This window comes from Desulfobacterales bacterium (assembly GCA_034003325.1).
GTDB lineage: Bacteria > Desulfobacterota > Desulfobacteria > Desulfobacterales > JAFDDL01 > JAVEYW01.
In genome coordinates, this window is sequence record JAVEYW010000012.1 from 112,604 (window position 1) to 137,127 (window position 24,524).

Annotated in this window: 19 protein-coding genes; 17 read left to right on the forward strand and 2 right to left on the reverse strand. The window is 42.5% G+C overall.

Annotated elements, in window-relative coordinates; translation table 11 throughout:
- Positions 1 to 1,496 precede the first annotated feature (1,496 nt).
- On the reverse strand, positions 1,497 to 1,820 hold the full coding sequence (locus RBT11_13905) for a hypothetical protein (GenBank protein ID MDX9787874.1): 324 nt from the start codon (positions 1,818 to 1,820) through the stop codon (positions 1,497 to 1,499).
- Positions 1,821 to 2,073: 253 nt separating this feature from the next.
- Between RBT11_13905 and RBT11_13910 the strand changes: the two genes are divergently transcribed.
- The 17 genes from RBT11_13910 (at position 2,074) to RBT11_13990 (ending at position 22,926) form a co-directional block, all read left to right on the forward strand.
- Complete coding sequence (locus tag RBT11_13910; protein MDX9787875.1) at positions 2,074 to 3,609, forward strand: long-chain-fatty-acid--CoA ligase; 1,536 nt, start codon at positions 2,074 to 2,076, stop codon at positions 3,607 to 3,609.
- Between the two features lie 37 nt (positions 3,610 to 3,646).
- On the forward strand, positions 3,647 to 4,114 hold the full coding sequence (locus RBT11_13915; GenBank protein MDX9787876.1) for an OB-fold domain-containing protein: 468 nt from the start codon (positions 3,647 to 3,649) through the stop codon (positions 4,112 to 4,114).
- A 25-nt stretch (positions 4,115 to 4,139) separates the two neighbouring features.
- On the forward strand, positions 4,140 to 5,282 hold the full coding sequence (locus RBT11_13920; GenBank protein MDX9787877.1) for a thiolase family protein: 1,143 nt from the start codon (positions 4,140 to 4,142) through the stop codon (positions 5,280 to 5,282).
- A gap of 18 nt (positions 5,283 to 5,300) precedes the next feature.
- On the forward strand, positions 5,301 to 5,819 hold the full coding sequence (locus RBT11_13925) for a 4Fe-4S dicluster domain-containing protein (GenBank protein MDX9787878.1): 519 nt from the start codon (positions 5,301 to 5,303) through the stop codon (positions 5,817 to 5,819).
- A gap of 37 nt (positions 5,820 to 5,856) precedes the next feature.
- A complete protein-coding gene (locus RBT11_13930) occupies positions 5,857 to 7,824 on the forward strand; it encodes an aldehyde ferredoxin oxidoreductase family protein (GenBank protein ID MDX9787879.1) in 1,968 nt (655 codons plus the stop codon).
- A gap of 130 nt (positions 7,825 to 7,954) precedes the next feature.
- Positions 7,955 to 9,406 (forward strand): hypothetical protein, encoded by a 1,452-nt coding sequence (locus RBT11_13935; GenBank protein MDX9787880.1) that lies wholly within the window; start codon positions 7,955 to 7,957, stop codon positions 9,404 to 9,406.
- Between the two features lie 232 nt (positions 9,407 to 9,638).
- The gene (locus RBT11_13940; GenBank protein MDX9787881.1) at positions 9,639 to 10,931 is read left to right on the forward strand and encodes a 2-hydroxyacyl-CoA dehydratase family protein; all 1,293 of its coding nucleotides are present in this window, start codon (positions 9,639 to 9,641) and stop codon (positions 10,929 to 10,931) included.
- A 17-nt stretch (positions 10,932 to 10,948) separates the two neighbouring features.
- Positions 10,949 to 12,091: a 2-hydroxyacyl-CoA dehydratase family protein gene (locus tag RBT11_13945; protein ID MDX9787882.1), complete on the forward strand. Its 1,143-nt coding sequence runs from the start codon at positions 10,949 to 10,951 to the stop codon at positions 12,089 to 12,091.
- A 10-nt stretch (positions 12,092 to 12,101) separates the two neighbouring features.
- Positions 12,102 to 12,872 carry an acyl-CoA dehydratase activase gene (locus RBT11_13950; protein ID MDX9787883.1) on the forward strand — a complete coding sequence of 257 codons (771 nt, stop codon included), beginning with the start codon at positions 12,102 to 12,104 and terminating at the stop codon, positions 12,870 to 12,872.
- The gene (locus RBT11_13955) at positions 12,869 to 13,663 is read left to right on the forward strand and encodes an acyl-CoA dehydratase activase (GenBank protein MDX9787884.1); all 795 of its coding nucleotides are present in this window, start codon (positions 12,869 to 12,871) and stop codon (positions 13,661 to 13,663) included. The genes RBT11_13950 and RBT11_13955 overlap by 4 nt, the downstream gene beginning before the upstream one ends.
- A 12-nt stretch (positions 13,664 to 13,675) precedes the next feature.
- Positions 13,676 to 16,006 carry an MMPL family transporter gene (locus RBT11_13960; protein ID MDX9787885.1) on the forward strand — a complete coding sequence of 777 codons (2,331 nt, stop codon included), beginning with the start codon at positions 13,676 to 13,678 and terminating at the stop codon, positions 16,004 to 16,006.
- A 36-nt stretch (positions 16,007 to 16,042) separates the two neighbouring features.
- A complete protein-coding gene (locus RBT11_13965) occupies positions 16,043 to 17,113 on the forward strand; it encodes a YCF48-related protein (GenBank protein MDX9787886.1) in 1,071 nt (356 codons plus the stop codon).
- Positions 17,114 to 17,225: 112 nt separating this feature from the next.
- Positions 17,226 to 18,647: a DUF1329 domain-containing protein gene (locus RBT11_13970; GenBank protein ID MDX9787887.1), complete on the forward strand. Its 1,422-nt coding sequence runs from the start codon at positions 17,226 to 17,228 to the stop codon at positions 18,645 to 18,647.
- A 121-nt stretch (positions 18,648 to 18,768) separates the two neighbouring features.
- Positions 18,769 to 19,119: an alcohol dehydrogenase catalytic domain-containing protein gene (locus RBT11_13975; protein MDX9787888.1), complete on the forward strand. Its 351-nt coding sequence runs from the start codon at positions 18,769 to 18,771 to the stop codon at positions 19,117 to 19,119.
- 20 nt (positions 19,120 to 19,139) lie between these two features.
- Positions 19,140 to 20,438, forward strand: a complete 1,299-nt coding sequence (locus tag RBT11_13980) for a 2-hydroxyacyl-CoA dehydratase family protein (protein MDX9787889.1) — start codon at positions 19,140 to 19,142, stop codon at positions 20,436 to 20,438.
- 114 nt (positions 20,439 to 20,552) lie between these two features.
- Entirely contained in the window at positions 20,553 to 21,689 is a 1,137-nt protein-coding gene (locus RBT11_13985) for a 2-hydroxyacyl-CoA dehydratase family protein (GenBank protein ID MDX9787890.1), read from the forward strand.
- A gap of 616 nt (positions 21,690 to 22,305) precedes the next feature.
- Positions 22,306 to 22,926 carry a nitroreductase family protein gene (locus RBT11_13990; protein ID MDX9787891.1) on the forward strand — a complete coding sequence of 207 codons (621 nt, stop codon included), beginning with the start codon at positions 22,306 to 22,308 and terminating at the stop codon, positions 22,924 to 22,926.
- Positions 22,927 to 23,062: 136 nt separating this feature from the next.
- On the opposite strand, the gene RBT11_13995 is transcribed toward RBT11_13990, so the two are convergent.
- The gene (locus tag RBT11_13995; protein MDX9787892.1) at positions 23,063 to 24,262 is read right to left on the reverse strand and encodes an IS4 family transposase; all 1,200 of its coding nucleotides are present in this window, start codon (positions 24,260 to 24,262) and stop codon (positions 23,063 to 23,065) included.
- Positions 24,263 to 24,524: the final 262 nt, after the last annotated feature.

Sequence of the window (24,524 nt, forward strand, 5' to 3'; positions counted from 1 at the left end):
ACATCATTGAATTTCGCCGTATTTTAAATTTATTAACTACTATCTGTAACAAGCGAAATCCGAGTTAATAATGACTTTTTATGCTTTCGCTCATCAATATTTTCTTTGGTTTGCGCTTTTATTTCTTCCTACCGCCCTATTTTTGCGCTTTATTTTCTCCATTCGTCTTATCATACAAAGTGCACCAAGATTCAAAAAGAATAAATTGAAATACATCACATCAGTATTAAGCAGAAGCTTCTTCCCATTAAATTCTCTTTATTTGGAAAAGCCTCACTATTCATTCCTGCGACTGTTTTTTCATGTGACGCTCATTGCTCTACCAGTATGGCTTCCAATGCACGTTTTCACATTATCTTATTCACGCCTGGGTTTGGCTTGGACACCGCTTCCCCTGCATATTTCCGAGATATTGACCATAATGGTCATAATGCTCTGTGCGGTTTTTTTTCTTCGAAGAGTTCTAATTTCCAAAATCAGGAGGAATTCCAATGCATGGGATTTTTTGCTGTTAGGTCTCGTCGCCGCCCCTTTTACAACTGGCTATTTATCGGTGCATGATCCATTTGGAAGCAGGTTCCAGTTCTTATCCGACAATATGTATACGTTGCACGTTATTACCGGTGAGATCATGCTGATTGTGGTCGGATTTCTTTTTATAAGAGTCTATCTGGATAAAAAAGTATGTATTGCATGTGCCGCATGTACGGAGAACTGTCCCACACAGGCATTGGCGTATCAAGATCTTAAAACTGATAGGTTTTTTTATTATTCTCATTATCGATGCATTGCTTGTGCCACATGCATGAGCATATGCCCGGTCAACGCTGTGTCTTTAAAACATGTGATAAGTCTAAGAAGATTTATTCAACTTAAACCCAAATCACCAATATTGAGCCATGAACTGATAAAATGCGATCTATGTGAAAGATCCGTCGCTTCTGTTGGACAAATTGGAAAAATAGAAGAGGCTATCGGTTCTGGAGAAATAAAATTATGTGAAAGGTGCCGGAGATTATACGCCGCGTTTTTACTTGAGTAAAATTTATCATAGCTGCTATTACAGTAAGTTTAGACCCAAAATAAGCGTATATTAAAAGAAGCAAAACTTTTTCAGGCTTTTGAATTACTTCTATGATTTTTATATAAAAAGTAATGCTGGAAAAATCTGTTGGGCACACTTCTCCTCATGATTGGTGTTGTAATAAGAAATTTTTTACTCTGTTTATGATCGATATCCTTTCAGTTACTGTGTTGGAATGAGCTCGCGGTTGCTGTTGCAACGGCTGCCCAGAAGATAGATCCTTACTGAAAAACTAATGATCTTAGCATATTCAAAAAGTTGAAGGTGTGGTTGAGCTTATCATTGTATCCGATTATCCTGTAACAAATCCGCCTACCGGTTCTGATAATGACACACGGTATTTGAATAAACATATTGACGAACTTTTTAAATTCCATGCGAATGATTTGAGCGCCAATGGGACGATAATGCATCAGCATGCCATACAGGCTTTCAGGTCCCAGGCCAGCGACGCAATGACCATATAGGCCCAGTTGGAAACAAGGTTGTCAGAGGGGGGATTGAATGGCTCGGACTTCGTTTTTGAGTTGTTCGATGTCGTTTTTGTGATCCGCCGGCCGCGATAAAATTCAATCAGTTCCTTTGCGGACATCTTTGTCTCGTTTGTAATGTAAAAAAAATACCGAACGTCGTCAAAAAGCTTAAGTTCGCCCTTTGTCACTTTTATGATTTTTTTGAGCGCGACCATTCGATAGCATTTTTCACATTTGCCGGGCTGATATGAAAACTCTGCCATATATTCCGATTCGGTCTGAATGTTTACAAAATTTTTCCCGATTTCATCCTAATTTGAAAATAGCGCACATTTTTGTTCCTTTATTTACGGTGCCTTACATCGGATATTTTATTAGCTCGTAACATAATTTGATAAATTTCTTGACAAGAGGCAAAATAATGGATTATGTGTTATCAAACAAACGTTTGGTAAAATTTTGTCAAGCCCCTTCAATTTGTCAAGCCTCTTCAAGCGTCATTATTAGGAGCCTGTAATGAACTCTTTTATCGATTTTCTTGCCTTACATGCCAGTAAGCAACCAGATAAATTGGCAGTCATTTTCAATGATATTAAAATGACTTACCGCCTTTTAAATGAGAGGGTTTGCAAATTAGCCAATGCTCTTCAGAAGTTGGGGGTAAGAAAGGGTAATAGAGTTGCTATACTGCTTCATAATGGAAACGAGATAGTCGAAGCGGTTTACGCCTCTGCGAAAATCGGAGCGGTATCCATTTCCCTGAATTTCAGGTTAGTTGGGCGGGAGCTTGTCTATATTATAAATGATAGTGATGCTTCTGTAGTCATTTATGGGCAGGAATTTAGTGAAATTATCGATTCCATCAGGCCCGAATTGGATAAAGTTCGAAATTTCATTTTGGTTGGATCTGATGGAAATCATTCTAACACGTTAAGTTATGAAAAACTTATCCAGAGCAATTCTGCCGAAGAACCCCACATCCAGATTTCTTTGGAGGATGAATCTTCCATTATTTACACCTCTGGAACCACAGGAAAGCCAAAGGGGGTTCTCAGAACCCATAGAGCGAACCTGTGGGCATCATTAAATCAGATTCTGGAAATGGGGCATCGGTCAAAAGATATTGAAATGTACGTCGTACCTTTATTCAATGTGGGTTTTTTTAATTACCTTACACCTAACATAGTTGCTGGCGCCACCGTAATTGTCGCCAGGCAGTTCGATCCCATAGATGTGCTTCAGAAAATACAGGAGGAGAAAGTTAATCGGATTTTCATGGTCCCCATCATGTGGAATCGTTTAATGTCGGAAATGGACAAGCATAGCTATGATGTCAGCTCACTTAAGACCGCATCCTCAGGGGCCGCCAGCTGTCCTTTATCCATCAAAAAAAAAATGGAGGAGTATTTTCCGGGAATTCAGATTTGGGAGGCTTACGGTCTATCGGAAGGCGGGGTCACATTGCTTCATCCCGAAGACAGTATTCGAAAAATCGGTTCTGTTGGCAAACCTACGATGACAAATGAAGCAAGAATTGTCGATTATCAGGACAATGAAGTCGAAGCTAACCAGATTGGTGAGATCATATTCCGGGGCCCAAGCATAATGAAGGAATATTACAAAAACCCTAAGGCAACGCAGGATGCATTTAAAAGCGGGTGGTTTCATACCGGTGATTTAGCCAAAGTTGATGAAGAAGGTTTTATCTATATCGTCGATCGTAAGAAAGACATGATCGTCAGTGGTGGTGAAAACATTTATCCCAAAGAGATAGAGGAAGTCCTGTTTATGCACCCCAAAATTTATGAAGCGGCTGTTATCGGCTTGCCCGATGAGAAATGGGGCGAATCGGTCATGGCGGTGGTGGTTGCCAAGCCTGGAGAAAAGCTGTCTCCTGAAGAGGTGGTCTCTTTTTGCCAAAAAAATCTTGCTAGTTACAAGAAACCAAAGTTCGTCGAAATTGTAAATTCTTTGCCTACTAATCCTTCCGGTAAAGTGGTCAAGCATAAACTGAGGAGCCGTTTTATGGAAAAATACAATTCAAACAGATAGTTTGAATTATAAACATGATTTGTCAGAAAGGAATACCATGAGCATTGGACATATAGAAACCGAGATAATTGATGGAAAAAAAGCATCTCCTGTTCCCTTTGCGCCCGGGTTTTTGACGGAACCATTAGATCACATCAACAACATTCGATTAAGAGGGAGCAGATGCCGTTCCTGCGGCATCACTCTTTTTGGCACCAGGTATGCCTGTGAAAACTGCTGCTCAAGAGAATTGGAGAGCGTAGTCCTGAGTCAGCATGGGAAAATTTATAGCTTCACTGTTGCCAATTTCCCTCCGCCGCCTCCATATGCGGGATCAAGCGATCCATTTATTCCTTACGCCATTGCATGGGTGGATCTGCCCGAAGGAGTGCGGCTGATTTCGACATTGACAGATTGTGAACCTGAAAATCTGAAAATCGGGTCAGATGTCGAATTAGTTATAAACAAGGGGTGGACAGAAAAGGACGGAACCGAAGTTATCAGCTATGCATTCAAACCCGTTTAAATAAAAAAACGAAAGGTGAAATAAGATGACGGAATCTGCTATTATAATCGGAGTTGGAATACATAAATTCGGCCGTTTTGATGGCAAGCATTATTCAGAACTGGGTTTGACTGCCGTGGAAATGGCCCTTGCTGATGCCGGAATGAATATCAGGGATATTCAAGCAGTATTCTGCTCAACGGTTTTTCTGCCAATGTCCGTTGGGGTTAGAGTTATGAATCATTTCGGTCGAACCGGAATACCAATCGTGGATGTCGAGGCGGCATGTGCGGCGGGCGTTTCGTGCCTCGATATGGCGCAGACAGCTATAAAAGCAGGAAAATATGACGCTGTTCTTGCATTAGGCGTTGAAAAGATGCCCAGGGGCTTTATGAATCCGGAATTGATATTTGAAAGATGGCAGTGCCTGATGGGCCTGAGCCAAAATCCAGCATACTGGGCAATGAATGCCAGGAGGCATATGCATGATTACGGCACCACAATCGAACAGATTGCGAAAGTTGCGGAAAAAAATCATCGAAACAGCGTGAACAACCCCTATTCAATGTATCAAAAAGAGTTTCCGATAGATGCCATTCTCAAGTCTCCCGTGATTAACGATCCCATTCGGTTACTTATGGTTTGTGCGCCAAATGAAGGCGCCGCAGCCGCAATAGTCTGCAATGAAAGGACGGCCCGTAAATTTTCGCAGAAACCGATTAAGATTGCCGCATGTGTTCATCGGGTTTCTCAGTTTCCATTAACGCAAGTGGCAGCCTTTTGCGCCACTCCGACAGCAAATCCAACCGTCCATGCTTTGGCTGCGAAAGACGCCTATGAGGAGGCCGGGGTCGGGCCGGATCAAATCGACTTTGCTGAGGTTCAGGATACGGATGCATTCTGTGAAATCGAGGCATATGAAGAGTTGGGATTCTGCCCCAAAGGCCGAGGAGGGGAGTTAATTGATCAGGGCATTACAGAAATCGGCGGAAAAATTCCGGTTAATGCGAGTGGGGGATTAATTTCCAAGGGCGAACCAGTGGGCGCTTCACACCTGGGGCAGGTTTTTGAACTAGTAAAACAGATCAGAGGCGAGGCTGGAACTCGCCAGATCAACAATGCAAAAGTAGGGCTTGCCCATGTTTACGGGGCACATGGGCACTGTGGAGTAACTATTTTGAAAAGCTAAAGAAACAGGATTGTTGAGATGAGAAAAATAATAATGATGGACCCCAATAAATGTGGGGGATGCAGGACCTGTGAAATGGTCTGCTCATGGTCTCATGAAAAAGGCGTGATTAACCCGCGAAGGGCAAGAATCAGCGTGATTAAAAATGAGGCTGAAGGGGTCAATATTCCCTTTATGTGTCTTCAATGCGATGATCCCTACTGTAAAAAAGTATGCCCGCGAGATGCTATTGAAATAGATGAAAAAAGTGGTGCCAAAATAGTTAATCATGACAAATGTATCCGCTGCAAGCTCTGCATGATTGCCTGTCCATTCGGCGGTATATCTTTCGATCAAATGAGTTCAAAAATGATTAAATGTGATTTGTGTCTGGATCCGGGCACTCCCCAATGTGTTAAATGGTGCCCTAAAGAGGCGTTGACCTTTGTAGATATGGATAAGGTAGGTGTGATTAAGAAACAAAGGGGCGTGCAGAAGTTAATGGATATATCGGCGATTGATACTGAAAAAATTCTTTCTATACCGGCTGATATTTAAAGAAAAATCGAATCAGAATGAGATAGTGAGAAAAATTATGGAAAACAAAAAAAAATGGTACGGCTGGGCCGGAACATTACTCAATATAGACCTGACAAAAAGTGAAATTAAAAAGGAGCCGCTTGATCCGGAAATGGCAGTCAATTTTATAGGCGGCGATGGCTTGGGAAGCAAACTGCTGTATGATCGACTGACACCGGGCACAGATCCGCTGGACCCAGGAAATTTATTCATACTTTCGACAGGTCCGCTCAGCGGTACGCTGTTCCCGTCGAGCGGCAGACTCTCAGCCGTTTTTAAATCACCCATGACCGGTTTGATCGGGCTTTCAAATGCCGGGGGGTATTTCGGCCCAGAACTGAAATGGGCCGGGTATGATGCCATCATCATATCCGGCAGGGCTGAAAAGCCCGTTTGGATATGGATCGACAATGACAATGTCGAAATTCGGGACGCTGCCGAAATGTGGGGTAAAGATACATGGCAGACAATCGAAAGAATAGAAGAAACCATAGATGATAATACAATTTCAACTGTTACCATAGGCCCTGCCGGCGAAAATCTGGTTGCTTATGGCCTCGCACTGGTGAATCGATCGAGAGGTTTGGGCAAAGGCGGGAGCGGTGCAGTAATGGGTTCAAAGAACCTCAAAGCGATCGCGGTCAGAGGTTCCAAAGGCGTTCGAATTCATGACCCGGATAAGTTTGAGGAGCTGAATTGGCAGATTCGCGAAAATCTGAAAAAGGCTCCGAATTATACCCTCTGGTCGAAATTTGGGACAATGGCGTTTTACCCCATTCTTGACGAAGTACAAGGTGCCTTGCCTGTTTGCAACTTCCAGGAGGGGACTTTTCCGGAAGGAAGCAAAGCGCTGAGTCCGGATACATTTATCAAGGAGATCGAAGCGTTGCCGAATGAAAGCTGTTTTGGATGTCCGATCCAATGCGGTCATTACATGCGAGTTAAATCAGGCAAGTACGCGGGAACCCATCTCGAGGGGATCGAGTACTACGCGCAGTTCGTGTTTGGTCCCAATCTAGGCGTACCGGATTGGGGATTTGTCGTTAAATGTCATGAAGTGGCTAACCGGCTGGGGCTTCAATTCAGTGTGGGGCATCTCATGTCATGGGCCGCTGAACTTTATCAAAGGGGTATTTTGACCAAAGAGGAATGCGATGGGCTGGAATTGACCTGGGGCAACGAAGATGTCTTTTTGGAATTGATGCGAAAAATTGCCTACCGGGACGGCATCGGCGACGTGCTTGCGTGTTCATACGAGGAGGCGGCGAACAGGATCGGGAAAGATTCTCAGAAATATCAGCCCATCATTACGAAATTGGATACAAGTGAATGTCCCAGGGCCAGATATGATGTTGCCTTGTCGCATTTGATCAGCAACCGGGGAGGGGACCATAACAAGGCGCTTCCATATTTTAACTGGATGACCACCCCGGAATATGTAAATGCATTGTTGCCTGGCACTCCAGAGAAAACAGGTGATATGTATAGTGTCGACGGAAAGCCTGAATTGATTGATTATTCTGAAAATGTACACGCAATTCTTGATTCATTGCCGACTTGTCTGTTTGCTAGTTTTACAATGACCCCGGATGGGGGCGGTACCCTGGAAGAATATGCTGAAATTTTAAGTGCAGGAACCGGTGTCAGGTATACAAAGAACGATTTATTGCAGGTGGGCAGAAGAATATCCGTTATGGAACGGTCCTTCAATGTTCGTGAGGGTTTTGATAGGTCACTGTATCAGATGAGCGAGAAATTTTATGAAACCGCTTTTCCCGATGGCGCGCAAAAAGGCGTAAAGGCGGATAAGAAAATCATCGATAAACTGGTAGATGATTTTTTGACCAGGAAAGGGTTTGATCCAAAGACCGGCTATCCCAGGATGGACGTTTTAAAAGACTTGGGATTAAAAAATGTAGCCGATCAACTGAAGAAAATGAACCGGCTGGCAGGCCAGCATGAGGAAGACAATGTTTCGATGTGACGAACTTTTGCTTTAAGAGAATAGGCAGCGAATAAATAGAAGATAGAAATGGAACTAGATGAAATGAGGTGCGAGGACAGTCTGGGATAGAGCATAAATATCGTTGAAACCATTACTGAGGAGGAAAGCTATGAGTACAAAGAACCGGAATATTCAGATGTTTTTCGGGTCCGTTGTTGTTTTAACAATTTTCTTATGGCTATGTGGCCCATCATCGGTTTTTGCAAGTATCTCCGTGTTAGGCGGGGATGTGGAGATAACGGGTTATCTCCGAAATGATTTCGGTGTGCGGACCCAGGATGCAGATGAAGTGCACCCTGGTTATGAATCGGGGGATATAACTCTGTTCCGTAATACATTGCAGGTAGAGTCGAAGTGGGAAATGACGGATACCTTTCGTATGTATGGGATTTTCAGGGCGTGGTATGATGCCTCCATGGATATTGACTCAGACATTGAAGACCGAATTTCCAAACACGCCCGGGATGACTTCAGAAAAGACATTGATTTAAGGGAGATTTATCTGGATTATACACCCAAAAATTGGCTCGTTCGAATTGGTAAGCAGCAGATTGTATGGGGGGAATCAGATGGGTTCAGGATGGCCGATATCATTAACCCGCTCGACTATAGCTGGCATTATTTTTTCCCAAGCTGGGAGGATATTCGCATACCTAAATGGGGTGTAAGGACAATCACAACGTTCGACAAATTTTCCGCGGAATTCGTTTTTCTTCCTAATGTGATTGATAATGGATTTGAACATACCAACTTTCCTCCGGAAGGATCAAACTGGGCGTTTGCCGGCTTCCCCCAATTTCTGATTGATTCACTAGATGTTTCAAAGCCTGATAAAACTTTAAGCGCCTCGGAATTCGGCGCCAGAATGAAATACAATGCGAGATGGATAGATGTGGGAGTTTTTGGATTTTACGGCAGACAACAAGACCCTGTCCTGGCTGAAGATTGGCTGACGAAACCCGGGCTGGCAAACGGGACCCCAGACGATTTCTTTAATTTTCCGCAGGTCATGATGGTCGGCGCTACCTTTAACACTCAGTCGAAATGGGCAATACCGGGGTTCGGGATTCCAGTGCTCAGAGGAGAGTGCGTTTACTCTTTTGACAAAGACCACCAAAGTACTGACATGGTAAACAATCCCAAAGTTTACGAAAAAGATACATTCGCATATATGGTGGGCTATGATGCGGAATTTTATAATTCTTTTATTAATCCTACCGGGCAGAGCATATACCACAGTATACAGGTATTTCAAGAATGGCTGGTTGATGCCGAAGATGAGGTCTCATTCGGCGATCCGGATGACAAAGAGCATATGACACTCATAACGCTTGTTCTCAGTACTAATTATATGGCAAATAAGTTAAATGTGCTGTCGTTTTCCATGTATAACCCGGACGGTGAAACTTGGAGTAAATTAGAGTTTTCCTATACGCATAAGCGCGACTGGAATTTCGGGGTGGGATTTCAATATATGGGGTCAAAATATGCTGGCGGTAAATACTTCGGTGCCTTTGACAAAAACAATGAAGCTTATGGATGGTTAAAGTATACTTTTTAGAACGTAAGCAAAGATAAAAACCAGAGAGGTCAACAAGTCTTTTTTTCTTACTCTCTGCTTCATCCGGGCGCTAATAGTCTAAAGGATTTATGCTTTCGGTTCAAAAGCGGAAGTTTTATTGATGCTATACTTTCTGGTATTTATAAAAATTTCTTAGGTTGTTGTATAAGTATAATGGAAATGGACATCGTGATTTTCGGGATAGTTTAAACAAGACAAAAGGTTAACTAATATGACTGATAAAGAAGGCTGGAGCAAATTACAAAAAGAAAAATACGATAAAACACAACCCGGAGAAATCAATTTTCTTGAGTCGATCAACAAAACTCAGGATTACATGGCTATGTATTACGGGGAAGGCCATCGGGCAAAGGAAACGGGAACTAATAAAATCTCCTGGATTACTTCCAGTGTGCCTCACGAATTGCTTTTCGCTTTTGATGTTCTTCCTTTTCTGCCGGAGTTTAGCGGCGTAATGGCATCGTTTGAAGGTAAGAGTACAGTATATCAAGAAGCTGCGGAAAATTTTGGCTATGATATTGAGGTATGTTCCGTAGCCCGGACCAACTTGGGCGAACTTATACTGGGCAGGTCAAAAGAGGAGGGGGCCTTGCCAGCACCGGATTTTCTAGTGGCAACCCGCCATATGTGCCAGACCCATCTATCGTGGTGGGAAATTTATGCCCGGCATTTTAACATCCCTCTTTATATTAATGAACTGCCGTATTTCCAACAGAAAAGGAATGAACCGCTTCAGAAGCACCATGAGAAGTATTTTGTGGAAGGCATGAAAGGATTGGTTCGATTTCTGGAGAAACAGACCGGGAAAAAATTCGATATTGATAAATATCGGGAAATTGTAAAGCTTTCTAACAGGGCACATGATCAGTGGAGCGAGATTCTGGAGTACGGAAAAATAACTCCGGCACCTTATTCAGATTGGGATTTGTATGTACCATTAATGGCAATGGGAAATTGGCGGGGACTTCAAATGACGGTGGATCTGTTGGATCATATTCTAAGTGAAATCAGATATCGGGTAGAAAATAAGATCCCCGCTTTACCCAATGAACGTTTCCGGTTGTTTTTCAATGGCAATCCATCTTGGTATAATTTTCAGTTTGTTCCCGCCATACTGGCCAAACGAGGCGGAATTTTCGTAGCGTCGAATACCAATTATCTTTTCAAAGACTTCAGCAATATTGGTTCTGGTTCCTTTGAAGATATTGCCATAGGAACAGTTCAGAATTACATCAATCAAGGGCTGGAAACAAAGATCGAAGATACAATTCAAATTTGCACCGAACATAAGGTTAATGGCGCAATCTTTCAGGACAATCGCGGATGCCGAGCATTTGCCTTTGGATTTTACGATGTGATGCAGGCGCTTGAGGATCGGTTAGACATACCCACGCTCGTATATGAAAGCAACAGCGCTGATTTACGATTCTGGTCTGATGAGGAAATCAGCGGTAAAATCGAAGCGTATCTTGACTTATTGGAACAGAACCTCGAAAACGCATAAGAATAGAGGGTTGAGCAATGACGTTAGACGCGAATACAATCATTGAAGAACTTGAATATATCCTAACAAACAAACAAACATATCTTCAAAAGTGGAAAGAAAAAAACAAACACCCCATTATCGGTTACTTGTGCTCCTATACTCCTGTTGAAATTATACAAGCAGCCGGGTGCTTGCCCGTACGTTTTCTAAGTAAACCTGAGAATATTCAGGAAAGTGATAAACACCTGCCTCATTTTACATGCTTTTTCATTCGCAGCATAGTCGATGAGGTTCTCAAAGGCTCAGCTGACTATCTTGATGGGATAGTAGGATGCCGGACTTGTGATACGACACGAATATGTTTTGACGTCTTGAAAAAAAACACTTCGATCTCTTATCAATATTTTCTGCAGGCTCCCAGCAATCTTCAGGGTGCCGGAGTAGAAGACTTTTGGCAGGAAGAGATGAATTTGTTTGCAAAAGATTTTGAAAAGTTCATCGCAAAAAAAATCTCCAAAACCGACCTGAATAATGCAATCGATCTCTATAATCAAAACCGAGCTTTGATAAGACAGATTTATGATTTAAGTAAGGGCGAAGCGATCTTTATCTCTGGTGTTGAAAGAATAAACATCTTGCTCGCCGGTCTGATCATGCCTGTTGAGGAACATAACCGCTATTTGGAAAAGCTTTTGGTCGCTCTCCGCCAAAGAGATGCAAAGGCGGCTACGGGACTTCGTATCATGGTTATCGGTGCGGCGCTTGACAAGTCCAATTTACACGTTGTAAGAGAGATTGAAAAAGCGGGTGGTTCTGTTGTTATTGATTCCTCGTGTGTCGGGTCACGAAATATCATGGATGACGTGGGCGGAAACGGGGATCCAATGAAAAGAATAGCCGACCGATATCTTCACCGGGTTCCATGCCCCACAAAAGTTCCCGTTAATTTATTATTCGACGATATCTTAAAGCTTGCAAAAAGTTACAAGATAAATGGTGTTGTTTTTCTTACACAAAAATACTGCGATCCCCACGAGATTTCATTTCCCGATCTTAGAGACGAGTTCAAAAAATCCAACATCCCGACGCTTAAAATAGAGTTGGGGGAAGCGATGTCTTCCGTCGGACAAATCAGTACACGCATCAGCGCATTTTATGAAGTTATCAAAGGAATATAGGTTAATAATCATGATTAATTTGGGCGTTGATATTGGGTCGGAAACTCTGAAGGCCGTGATTATCAATAATGATACGATAATATCTGACGTTGTGATTCAATCCAGCGACAAAGCGGAAGTTGGTTACCGTAAATTGATTGATCAGACCCTACTAAAAGCATCGCTCCGCGTAGAGGATATTGATAACGAGGTTTTTACAGGTCGAGAAAAGCAAAGTATTTCTTTCATACGCAAAAGCTATTCCGAACCCATTTGCCATGCCCGCGGGGTGAAATTTCTTTTTCCTGAAGCAAGAACAATCTTAATTACTGGGGCCCATGGCAGCACCGCGGTCTCACTGGGAGAAGGTAATAAAATCAAAAATTTTATCAGCAGTGACAAGTGTGCTGGCGCTACGGGCATGTTTCTGTCGCCGATTTCGAAAATACTTCAAATTCCCTTACAGGATTTTGATGCCCATGCGAAGAAGGCAAATCAAAAAGTTTCGATTAGCAATGCATGCGCGGTTTTCGCCGAGTCTGAAGTGATATCTCTAATTCACAGTAGAATTTCAAAGGAAGATATAGTTGCCGGAATCATCGATGCCATATCTGAAAGATTGGCTGGTCTGTTCAAGAGAATAAAAGTTAATGATCAAGTGGTTATGACCGGTGGACTTGCCAGAATGCAAAGTCTTGTCCAATCAATGGAAAGCAAGCTAGGATGCCGTATCCTGGTTCCCGGAAACCCGTTAATCACCGGCGCACTAGGAGCTGCTTTGTTGGGGGGAAATTCTCTATGATTACAGCCGGTATAGACATTGGCTCTTCAAGCGCAAAAATCGTTATCATGAAAAATAATGAAATAATAGGTCATGCCGTAATCCCTACTCAACCGGACAGCGTTGCCACCAGTAAGGCAATTTTGGAAGAGGGATTAAGTAAATCCAATCTGACAAGACGGAATTTGAAATATATTGTGGCAACAGGGTACGGGCGTGTAAATGTGCCATACAGTGACGAATACATAACCGAAATTTCCTGTCATTCCCGAGGCGCGCATTGGTTTTTTCCCAGTGTGCGAACGATATTGGATATGGGTGGCCAGGATTGTAAAGCCATTCGTTGCAATGACCGGGGGCAGGTCACAAATTACATGATGAATGACAAATGCGCAGCGGGCACGGGCCGATTTTTGGAAATCATTTCGGATACACTGGAAATACCATTGGAAGAGATAGGGCCGCTGTCACTTAAAGCAAGCGGTACCATTCCCATTAGTTCGGTTTGCGCGGTTTTTGCCCGGCAAGAAATCATTTCATCACTGAAAAGAGGCGAATCGAAGGAAAATATTCTGCTAAGCCTTTTTGAGTCTATTGCGACACGTGTGATGGGGCTGGTTTATAAAGTCGGCATCGAATCCGATTTTATGGTTACTGGCGGAATAGCTAAAAATATCGGGATATTGAACCGTATTCAGAATAAGATCAAGGACGTCAATACCTTGGCATGTGAGAATCCTCAGATAGTAGGTGCGCTGGGGGCGGCTGTTTTCGCACATGAACATATTGATCGATTGTTTTCAGGCAATTAAGGAAAATGTATTATGATAAATAAAATTGCAGAATATACTCTGAAATTTCGAATCTTAATTCTGGCGTTGATACTTGTTGTGACCGTAGTGTTCGGTTATTTTATCAAAGACATTAAGATTTCGACAGACTTTGATGACCTTATGTCCCACAAGCATGACTATATCAAGACATTTAAGCAATATAGAGAGAAGTTTGGAGGAGCAAACGATGTTTATATCGTATTAGAAACAAAGGAAGGAGATATTTTTAACTCCGACATTTTAAATAAGGTTAGGGACATTCAACAGCAATTGCATTTAATCCCGGGGGTAAATCATTATCAGGTTATTTCACTTGCTTCATCAAAATTAAAAGTGGTCGAACCGGTTTTTGACGCGATTGAAACCGCAGTTCTAATGGAGGATGTTCCGCAGAATGAAAAGGAATTGGTCAAGTTAAAAAAGAATGTAAAAAATGATAAGACAATTAATGGCGTATGGGTTTCTGTAGACGGTAAGGCAACCCTCATAAAAGCAAGCTTTCACGAGAAGCTGATAGATTATCCTCTAGTTTTCAATAGCATCAAAAAGATCATTAATGAACATAAGAATGACCGCATTGATATTTACGCTGTAGGTCATCCAATGGTCGTAGGTTACATTTATGATCTTTCCGTTCAAACGTATGTGTTCTTGATATTGAGTCTTTTGGGTATTATTGCTGCTTTGTATTTTTATTTCAGGTATATCGCAGGTGTTTTACTGCCCTTGATCTCGGCCTTCCTCAGCGCCACGATTTCACTTAGCTTTTTCCCCCTGTTTAATATCAGCTTTGATCCGCTCTTCATCGTCATACCTTTTCTTATTACCGCTCGAACCATAAGTCATACGGTTCAGATGATGTCCCGCTTTGGAGAAGAATATGTAAAGGATCAAAATCGGTTTCTATCCGCCAAACGCTCACTGACCGGACTGTTTGCCCCAGGTGTGCTGGGCACTGTTACAGATGCCGCCGGTATTTTCCTGGTAGCGGTAGCGCCGATTCCGATTCTGCAAAAATTGGCATTGACGTGCGGTTTATGGGTTCTTACCATAATCGTTTCTGTTGTGATTACCATTCCCATCCTTTTAACCCTAGTGCCAGTGCCTAAAAGGATGAAGGAAGGGAAAGTTCATACGGAAGGGACAGGTATAATAGAGATCCTTCTTGCTAAACTCGGCGTATATGCCACAGGGAGAGGACGGTGGGGAATTGTAATTGTCACGATTATCATTGTTGGGGTATCCGCCATCCTGGCGAAAGACGTCACAATAGGCGAGAGTAAACCAGGTTCGCCTCTTTTGTGGTCAGATCATGAATATAATACCAATGCGATCAAAATGAACAAACGCTTTCTGGGTTTTGACAACTTGATCGTTATCCTGGAGGGTGACCCTGGGACTGAACTGCCGATGATAAATCCTGGCATAGCCAATATAATGGAAAATTTTCAGCACACCATGCAATTCGATCCAAATTTGGGGGGGTCGGGTTCATATGTGGATGTGTTAAGCAGCATCAATAAGATTTTTCATAATGGGGATCCCAAATGGGAACTCGTTAATGATAACAAATACCTGATGGGCAATCTGTTCTATATGTTCCTGGCTGGCTCAGATCCGGGTGATTTTGAAAGTATGGTTGGCCCGGGTTATCAATACTCGATGATTAACTTTTTTTATCGAGATCATGTCGGAAGTACTGTTGGAAAGGCGCTGAGTACCGCGAAGGAGTTTATTGCGGGCAACCCTCTGCCGAACGCCAAGTTCAGACTGGCAGGGGGCATTATGGGGGTTCATGCTGCAATGAATGAGGTCGTCGCCAATTCAGAGCTATTGAACCTGGCATTGATTTTTGCTGCGGTTTTCTTCTTAAGCGCGTTTACCTATCAATCATTTTATGCAGGTCTTATTCTCATTATACCATTGGGGATAGCCCAGATATTAACCAACGCGTTTATGGCGGTGGCGAATATCGGCATAAACGTCAATACCCTTCCGGTTGCTTCGCTCGGTGTTGGAATCGGAGTGGATTATGGCATATACATACTCAGTCGTATTAAGGAAGAAATACCGAATGCGAAGGATATGCAAGAAGGCGTAGCGAATGGCATAAGAACCACAGGACGAGCCATATTTTTTACAGCAACGACTCTTTCATTGGGCGTTATTTTCTGGGCTTTCTCACCACTTCGATTTCAAGCGGAAATGGGGCTCCTCCTGTTCTTGATATTAATTTTTAATATGTTGGGAGCAATGATTATTATTCCAACTTTGATATCCATATTTACGCCTAAATTTATGCGGAAAAAGGCTATGATTTAATTCAATTTAGAAGTGAAAATTTAAGGGCCTCTAAAAATGAATACAAAAAATTATCGTTCTTCCCAAAGCTTTTTGCTGATCAGCCTGACAGTTATTCTTATTTACGGTTTTAATACAATTAATCCCCAGCGCACAGATGCTGCTGAAAGCAGTCAATTGATTTTCAACTCTAAGTCTTTGGAGTTTATAAACCGTTTTGATCGGTTTTATGATGTGTCATCGGTCAAAGAACAAATATTTATTTCCGGTCATTTTGGTGCGGTGCTGCGGTCAATTGATAGTGGTGAAACATGGGAAAGACTTAAGACCCCTACCAACAAACCGTTGTTAGGCATTGAATCCATAAATGAAAAAATAGTTTGGGCGGTCGGCGGGGATGGCGCAGTGATTCATACAAAAGACGGCGGGGAAACTTGGACCTTAATAGAAATCGGCACCACCGAACAGTTATTTCAAGTTGAATTTATTAACGAGCAGAAGGGATGGATTGTCGGAGCGTATGGAACTCTGCTGTATACATCAGATGGCGGCAAGAATTGGGAAGATCATGGTGAAAAGGTAGTACTACCATACGATGAATTTGAAGCAGAAATTCATCCCATGTTGAATGATATTTATTTTGTGGATGAGCTAACGGGATGGCTGGTGGGTGAGAATGGAACCGTATTCAACACCATAGACGGAGGAGAAAACTGGTCTTATGAAAAGATTATCGTAGAACAGCGGATCCCATATTTAAAAGCCGTCTTTTTTCAAAGCCCCGAAAAGGGGGTAATAATTGGAGAGCAAGGAATCTTATTGCAAACGAACAACGGAGGGGAAGACTGGCGGTTCACAACTCTCAATACAGATTATTCGTTATTTGATGTATCCGGAGATAGCAATGGCTATATCATCGTTGGTGATAATGGCCTGGGTATCTCGCTCGAGCCAAACGAAGCCGGTCTAAACCAAAAATATCTATTTCGCGAGAATGGAAAATATGGATGGATCAGTGGCGTTGATATATCCCCATCAGGAAGAATAGTCGCGTGTGGCACCAACGGTTCAATTATGGTTTCTCATGGTTCTAATATAGAATGGACTATATTCGGGCCTATTAATTAAAGGTCAGTTTAGTACTTATGAAACGATGTTGAGTATGAGGGTTGCCTATTAATTCGCTTTTTTGAAAAAACCAGGCGTAAAAACCAACCGAAAATAACCAAGGAGGATTGCCATGAATTTTATTCGGAACAGTGCCCGTTTCATCTTGGCCTTAATTTTACTGATTCTGACATCTCATCTGGCCAGTGCCCAGGAAAGAGAATGGATCAAAATTGCCGAGACAGAAGATCCTGCTGAGCTTGAAAAAGTGGTATTCAAACTCAGCGAAGCAGATATTGAAGGTTATCATAAATTGCTAGCAGATAGGGGAATAAAGATCGGAGACAAGATCGATGGAAGCAATGCAGAAAAAGTAAAGGGACTGCTTCCAGATATTATCTATGACTTTTTCCTTAAAAACGGCTGGAATTTTTATGTTCGGGAAACCGAATCCTGGAGCCCGCCGAATCGATGGTTGGCCGCTACAAAAGTGTATCACAAGAATGTTAAGCTTAAACCGGATAAAAACCTCGAAAACTATGTTGGCGGTACACCGTTTCCATTTCCTTCTGTGGATGACCCCGATGCCGGTTACAAGGCAATGTGGAATCTTTTCTATCGTCCTTTGGGAGACTGTTGGGATCTGTATTGGATGCTTCACTGGATAGACGCAGAAAATGGAGTCGATCGCTCTCAGGACTGGATGGCCTGGGTTCGTCCATCTGAAACTCGTTTGTTCAGCGGTAAAATCATTCCGGAAAAGGAACTTGACGATACAAGAGCCATATATCACGTAGGGGGCGTTAATCCTTTCGATATTGCCGGAATGTGGACATTCCAATTTAAGAAGAACAATGGGACATTCGATGATCTTTGGGCTTATGTTCCCGGTTCACGAAGGGTTCGTCGCACGTCGTTTGGTAACAAGCAGGTTTTCGTTGGATCCGACATGATCAATGATGATACAATGTACGGTTACAGTGGTCAGATATCATGGTTTGATAATGCCAAGCTTCTGGGTATCGTACCTATGTTCGGAAACCTGCACGATAAATTGCCGCCGCTGGAAGTGGACAAAGACGGGAAATATAAAACAAATTATCTTGACACCAAAAATCCCCCCTATTGGAATCAAAACGGGGGAACTTGGGAAATTCGGCCCATGTGGGTGGTTGAAGCGATTTACAATGATCCGAATTATCCCTATAGCAGGAGATTATTGTGGATAGATTGCGAAACCAAGTGGGTGGTATATCATGCGATGTATGACCAGAAAGGGGAACTCTGGAAATTACAGATGAACAGCCAGAGGGGATACAGTAAAGACAACAGCCCCTATTATCAGGCCATGATTGATAAATTCCGGCCGGATGCAACAAGAATTGGATGGAAGGATTATCCGAAGGGATTTATTGTCGGCGGATACCAATTAGCGGTAGATGCGCAGGCTATGCATGCCACCTCATTCGATACAAATTGTAAGGATCATCTCTACACGGATAAGATTGCAGAGGATGATCTGACTCTTCAAGCCTTACAGAAAAAATCGCATTAATGATCTTTTTGAAATCCTATGTGATGTGTCGGAATTCCCTTCACACCCGTAGAAACTGGCATCCATAACAAATCAGATGGATGCCGGTTTTACGGGGAGGATGCACGAGGTGTTTTAAATCATGAAAGCAGCCCTATGGTACAATCAGAAAGATATTTGTGTTGAAGATATACCTGTAACCGGAGTGCTCCCCGGTCATGTGAAAATAAAGATAAAATGTTGCGGAATTTACGGTTCGGATTTTCACGAATATATGGCAGGACCGATACTAATAATGACCAAACATCCACACCCATTGACCGGAATAAAGTCGCCACCGGTTGTTATGGGACATGAGTTCGTAGGCGAGGTCATAGAAATCGGTTCCCAGGCATCCAAATTTCAAATAGGTGACAGAGTCGCTGTAGCCGAGGGGTTTGAGGAGCTTGCCAATAATTTAGATAAACATTATAAAATACTCGTTTATCCATAACCTTTTATATGGAGTTTCCAATGAACGAAGATGAAAAAAAACAAGGAATGGATTTTTTTGTTGAATCCAGAAAAGTGACTTCCGGGGCGGGAAAAATAAATTATCTTCAACGCTCTAAGGAGATTTCGGGAGAGTATATGGCAAAGTACATCCAAGATGGATGGGAGGCCAAAAGATCCGGAAGTAACAAAATCTGTTGGGTGACGGTCCCTGTTCCTCTTTCCCTGATGTATTCATTTGACATATATATCTTCCAACCGGAGTTAGACGGTGCTTTTGCTGCATATATGGGTGAATCAGTCAAGTGGCAAATGAAAGCCGAAAAGTTAGATTATTCAGTTGATCTTTGTTCCTACGATAGGGTGAACTTGGGAAAATCTATCTCCGGAGCAGGTGAAGCCGAAAATGCACTACCACCCCCTGATTTTTTAGTGACAGCCCGCAGCAATTGTAACACCTATATTCATTGGTGGGAAATGTTGGCAAGACACTACGATATTCCATTGTTTGTATTTGATATCCCGTTTTGGGACAGAGGACTTAAGGATCCCATTCCCAAACATTACGAAGAATACTGGATCAAAAGGTCCTATGACCTTATTAATTTTTTGGAACAACAGACTGGCCAAAAATTCGACCACGACAGGTACTTGGAAAATATCGGATATGAACTGGAAACCAGGGAACTCTGGGATGCGATTACCAAATCTTCCCAAATGAAACCTAGCCCTATAAATGAATGGGATCTTCTGTTCCCAATGCTGCCGATCGTCTGGTGGCGAGGCCGAAAAGATGCAGTAGATATATACAAAGAAGTTAAAAAAGAAATTGATGAGCGAATAGCAAAGGGTATCACCGCCATCCCAAACGAAAAATATCGTTTGCTTTTTGTGAGCAACCCCCCTTGGTTCAGGCTGGACATGCTACCGCAATGGCTTGCCGAAGTTGACGCTGTTTTTGTTGTTTCTATGGTCAACCGGATGTTCCTTGATTATACTGAGGTCGGCGTCGGAAACTTTGAAGAGACGATGCGGGGTTTTGCAAAACAGTACCTTAATTACAATATTGAGAATCGAATTAAATGGGGGGAAGAACTAATCAGGGATTGGAGCTGTGATGCGATGGCACTGATGGACAATCGCGGATGTAAAATTATTGCTTACCCAATACCTGAAATGGCATCAGAGCTTGAACGCAGGGTCGGCATACCGTGTCTGAGGTTTGAAGGCAACATGGCTGATCCAAGGGACTTCAATGACGAAAAGGTGAGGGCCCAGTTTGAAAATTTTGTTGAGATGCTTGAACAGAGGAAGGGATAAATTAACAACCTCGTTTTATATATTTTGATTCATCATCATCGGCCATAATTAGAGCCAATGTGATTTGGTGGGATTGATAGGGATTCTTTGAATATTTAATGTGGGGTAAATGCCATGAATAATGCTAATGAATTAATCAGGCCTTTTTCCGACTTCAATAAGTCAATTTCTGAAAATATGCGGAAATTAAAGGAAGAAACCGGAAAAAAAATGATCGGCTATGATTGTACTTATGTCCCTGTTGAAATGATATTGGCAGCAGACATGATTCCAGTCAGGATGTTGAGCTATCCACAAACGATTACACTCGCTGATGCTTCCCTCCAGTCGTTTTCATGCAATATTTGCAGAAGCTACTTAGACCAGCTTTTAAGGGGTCAGTTACAGTATTTAGATGGACTTGTTACCCCTAAGGTTTGCGATACTCTACAATACGCTCATGATATTCAGAGACGGCATAGGTGTGTCGATTTTGATTATTTCCTACAGCTACCCGCCGAAACATCTTCGGATGCGTCAAGGGCTTGGTGGGAACAAGAATTAAAATTATTTAAGGAAGCCCTGGAAAACTTCAGCGGCAATAAAATAACAGATGAAAAATTGGCGGATGCCATTAAATTGATGAACAAGATCAGAAAAACCCTACGCGATATATATAGAATACGAGTTGAAAAAACGCCGGCAATTTATGGTTATCAAGTTTTGGAGGTGATTCTGGCGGTAATGCAAGCACCAAGCAGTGATTATGTATTGAAATTGGAAAAGCTACGGGATGATTTGCAGGAAATGGAAGAGATTTCGAGAGATAAGATCCGTTTGATGTTAATCGGTTCAACAATTGATTTTACAGAATTGGAGTTGTTGAAGGAATTTGAAAGTTCAAAGGGTATTTTCGTCACGGATGAGACATGTACAGGAATGAGGTGGATAATGAAAGATGCTGATACCTCGGGAGATCCTTTCAGATCTATTCTTGATAGCAATTGGTATTCTGGATTTTGTGCAGCCAAATATCCGAGCGATATCAGATTCGATAATATCAAAAAGCTTGCTGAAACCGCAAAAGTTGAAGGAGCAGTAATTATACTGGAAAAATATTGCGATCCTTTTGGCTTTGCGGTTCCGGATACAAAAAAATTATTGAACAATATGGGAATCAAAACCCTGTTTATTGAGGCCTCCGAAGTCGGAGCTCTGGGGCAAGTTAAAACGAGAGCACAGGCTTTTTTCGAGATGATAGGAGGCGTGTAGGTAAGGATATGAAATCCAAATCTATTTTGTTTTGGGCTGAAGGAGAGGGCTCAATGCATAGGCTCGATAATAAAGTTGCAATCATTACTGGTGCAAGTTCGGGCATAGGACAAGGCATCGCTCTATAATTTTTTCGACAAAATGCCAAACTTGCTCTTATGGACGTCGCAGTCAAATATTCGTTGTATGATAGCAGAACGCCGGCGCTCTTGGCCTTTTATGGATTTATGGCGACCGATTGAGGATCAAACCGAAGCTATGGGAAAGAGTCCCTACGTAGACCCGAATTTTTTAAAATCCGGTGTGAGCAAGAAAATTTTTGCACGGAATTTTTTATAAAATTGGTCCATTAGCCATGTAGCGGGGCAATAAATTCATCGTAGAGGTAAAAATAGGCGGTAGGGATTTAAGGGAAAAGCGTCCTGCTAAAACTTCAGGAAATAGGAATTAGGGGCATGTGCCGCTCGTGTCGAGTTTCGTGCAATTCAGGCTATAAAAATCTTTATGTCTGTCGAGGCGGCGGGCACAGGGCAGATCCTTACGTAGAGCCCAGATTCCCGGCATAGTCATGACTATAAACAACCTTTTGCGACTCATCAACTGAGAGGATTGATTCATGGAACTAATAGATGCGATCCGCACCCGGCGAAGTATAAGAAAATTCAAGCCCGATCCCGTACCTAGAGACATAATTATCAAGATACTTGAGGCCGCAAACCTTGCACCCTCAGCAGGCAATAAACAGTGCTGGGAATTTTTAGTTTTACAGCGGTCATTGCTGGATCGTATGCAAAAAATTCTAGTAGATTCTTTTCAGGGGGTATTGGATGCAGTAAGCGAAGATGATTTCAGAGAAATTGTAAAGGACCTACCGATTCCCTGCGATGATTCTCAAGACAAAGTTGATGGTTTGAAATTGTTTTTTAAATACTTGGGTAACGCCCCACTGGCAATAATAGTAACCGTTCCGAAAGCTGAAGATAAGTGGACCATGCATAATAATATAAAAGATGGTTCAGCGGCTACACAAAATCTCCTGCTCGCAGCATGGAATGAGGGGCTGGGGACTTGCTGGATGACAGGGCCTTTATTTATGAGAGAAAATGAGATTTTTCGCTTTTTGAATATATCCAAACAAAAAGAGATTATCGGAATTATTCCTCTCGGTGTTCCTGACCAACATCCCAGTACGCCGATAAAAGTGGATGTACAGAAAATAACTTTTTGGCTTGGCTAAAACATCCTCTTTATTATCGTGACGGTAGCTAAGTCATAAGATATCCAGAATCACTGCTGTCCAAAATAAATTAGAAAACGGTATTCACTGAATTAGATTTCAATAGGTTATGGCCTCCTGCGTTCCTAATCACAAATCAGGTTGCCGGTTTTAACATGTGCTGTCCAAGACCTTTAAATGGCAGCATATCTTGGACAGGCTCTGGAGTTATTGGGAGAACATCGAATGGATTATCGATCCATTCCCATAAGTCCCGATAGGTAAAGAGATTCCAGCGCAAAAAGGCCACCAGGTTCGATAACGACCAGTTGAACTTGGATTTGAACTGAAGGAGTTTGATCAACAGCATGGCGATTAATGCTGTCCAAATCTGGATGTATAGGGCGTTTTCACTGGTTCCGACGAAGGTCTTCACCTTCAGGTTTTGCTTGAGCGCCTTAAAAAACAGCTCAATTTGCCAGCAATCCTTATAGATTTCCGATATGGTGGTTGCTCCAAATTCGAGATGATTGGTCAAAAGAACGATTTGGCGGTTTTGCTCTTTGTCCCAAACAACCACTTTGCGGAGTAGATATGGGCATTTTTTTCGGGCGGAATGGACGTTAAATTGGATCAACTGATCGGCAAGGATGTTTCGGTTTTGGGGGACAGCGCGTTCACCGGCGATAGTATAATCAGCGTTGCCCTTTAATCGGGTGACAAAGAAAATATGGTTTTCGGTCCAATGCGCAAAAAGATCATAATCGTTATATCCCCGGTCCATGGCCACAATTGAATACGGCGACAACGGGGCCTTGCGGGCGCTAGTGGCATCATGTTTTTTGCCGTTGGAAATATAAGCATACGTGGGCAGGTATCCGTCATGATCCAGCAGCAGGTGCAATTTCACAGCTCCTTTGGTTCTTCGGAATTTGGCCCAAGGGAAAAGAGATAAACACAGGGATATTGTTGAACTATCCAGCGATAACAGCTTGTTTTTGAATTTGAATCGATGTTTGCCGGTACCGGCCAATTTGCATCTATCAAGAGTCTGATAAAATAGCTCCTGATACATCTGCCACGGCCGGTGAGCATTGGCGTAGGACAGGATGGATTTGTTCGGTGCTTTTTTGAACCCGAGATGGCGCAACTTACCCAGACAGCAGGACAGGCCGCCACAGATTTCTCGTAAACTTTTGGCTTGAGCTAATTGGCAAAATAACATGGATACAAAATGATTCCAACTGTCAAAGCCTTTACAGTACCACTCGGCTTTATGATGAAAGACCAGACTATGGAATTGTCCGCGATTAAACAAAGCAACCAATTGACTAAACAGACTTGCATGTCGTACCATCGTGCTGCCTCCTTGTTTTTGGCTAAGGGTTTTTCGTCGCTGTTAAACCATGCCTTACAAGGAGGCTTTTTTCCAAGATCTTATTGGATTACTCCACTTTGAAACCGTTTTTGGACAAGAGTGTATAAACTCATAGGATTATAGGAGATGAAATCGATGGGCTTGTAAAGTTTAAAACAATGTCTTGTATCATTCCATCGGCATGGTGAGGCCTGTTTTTTTTAAAAAGGATTGCCAATTACAAACTTTTTTTAAAAGGAAG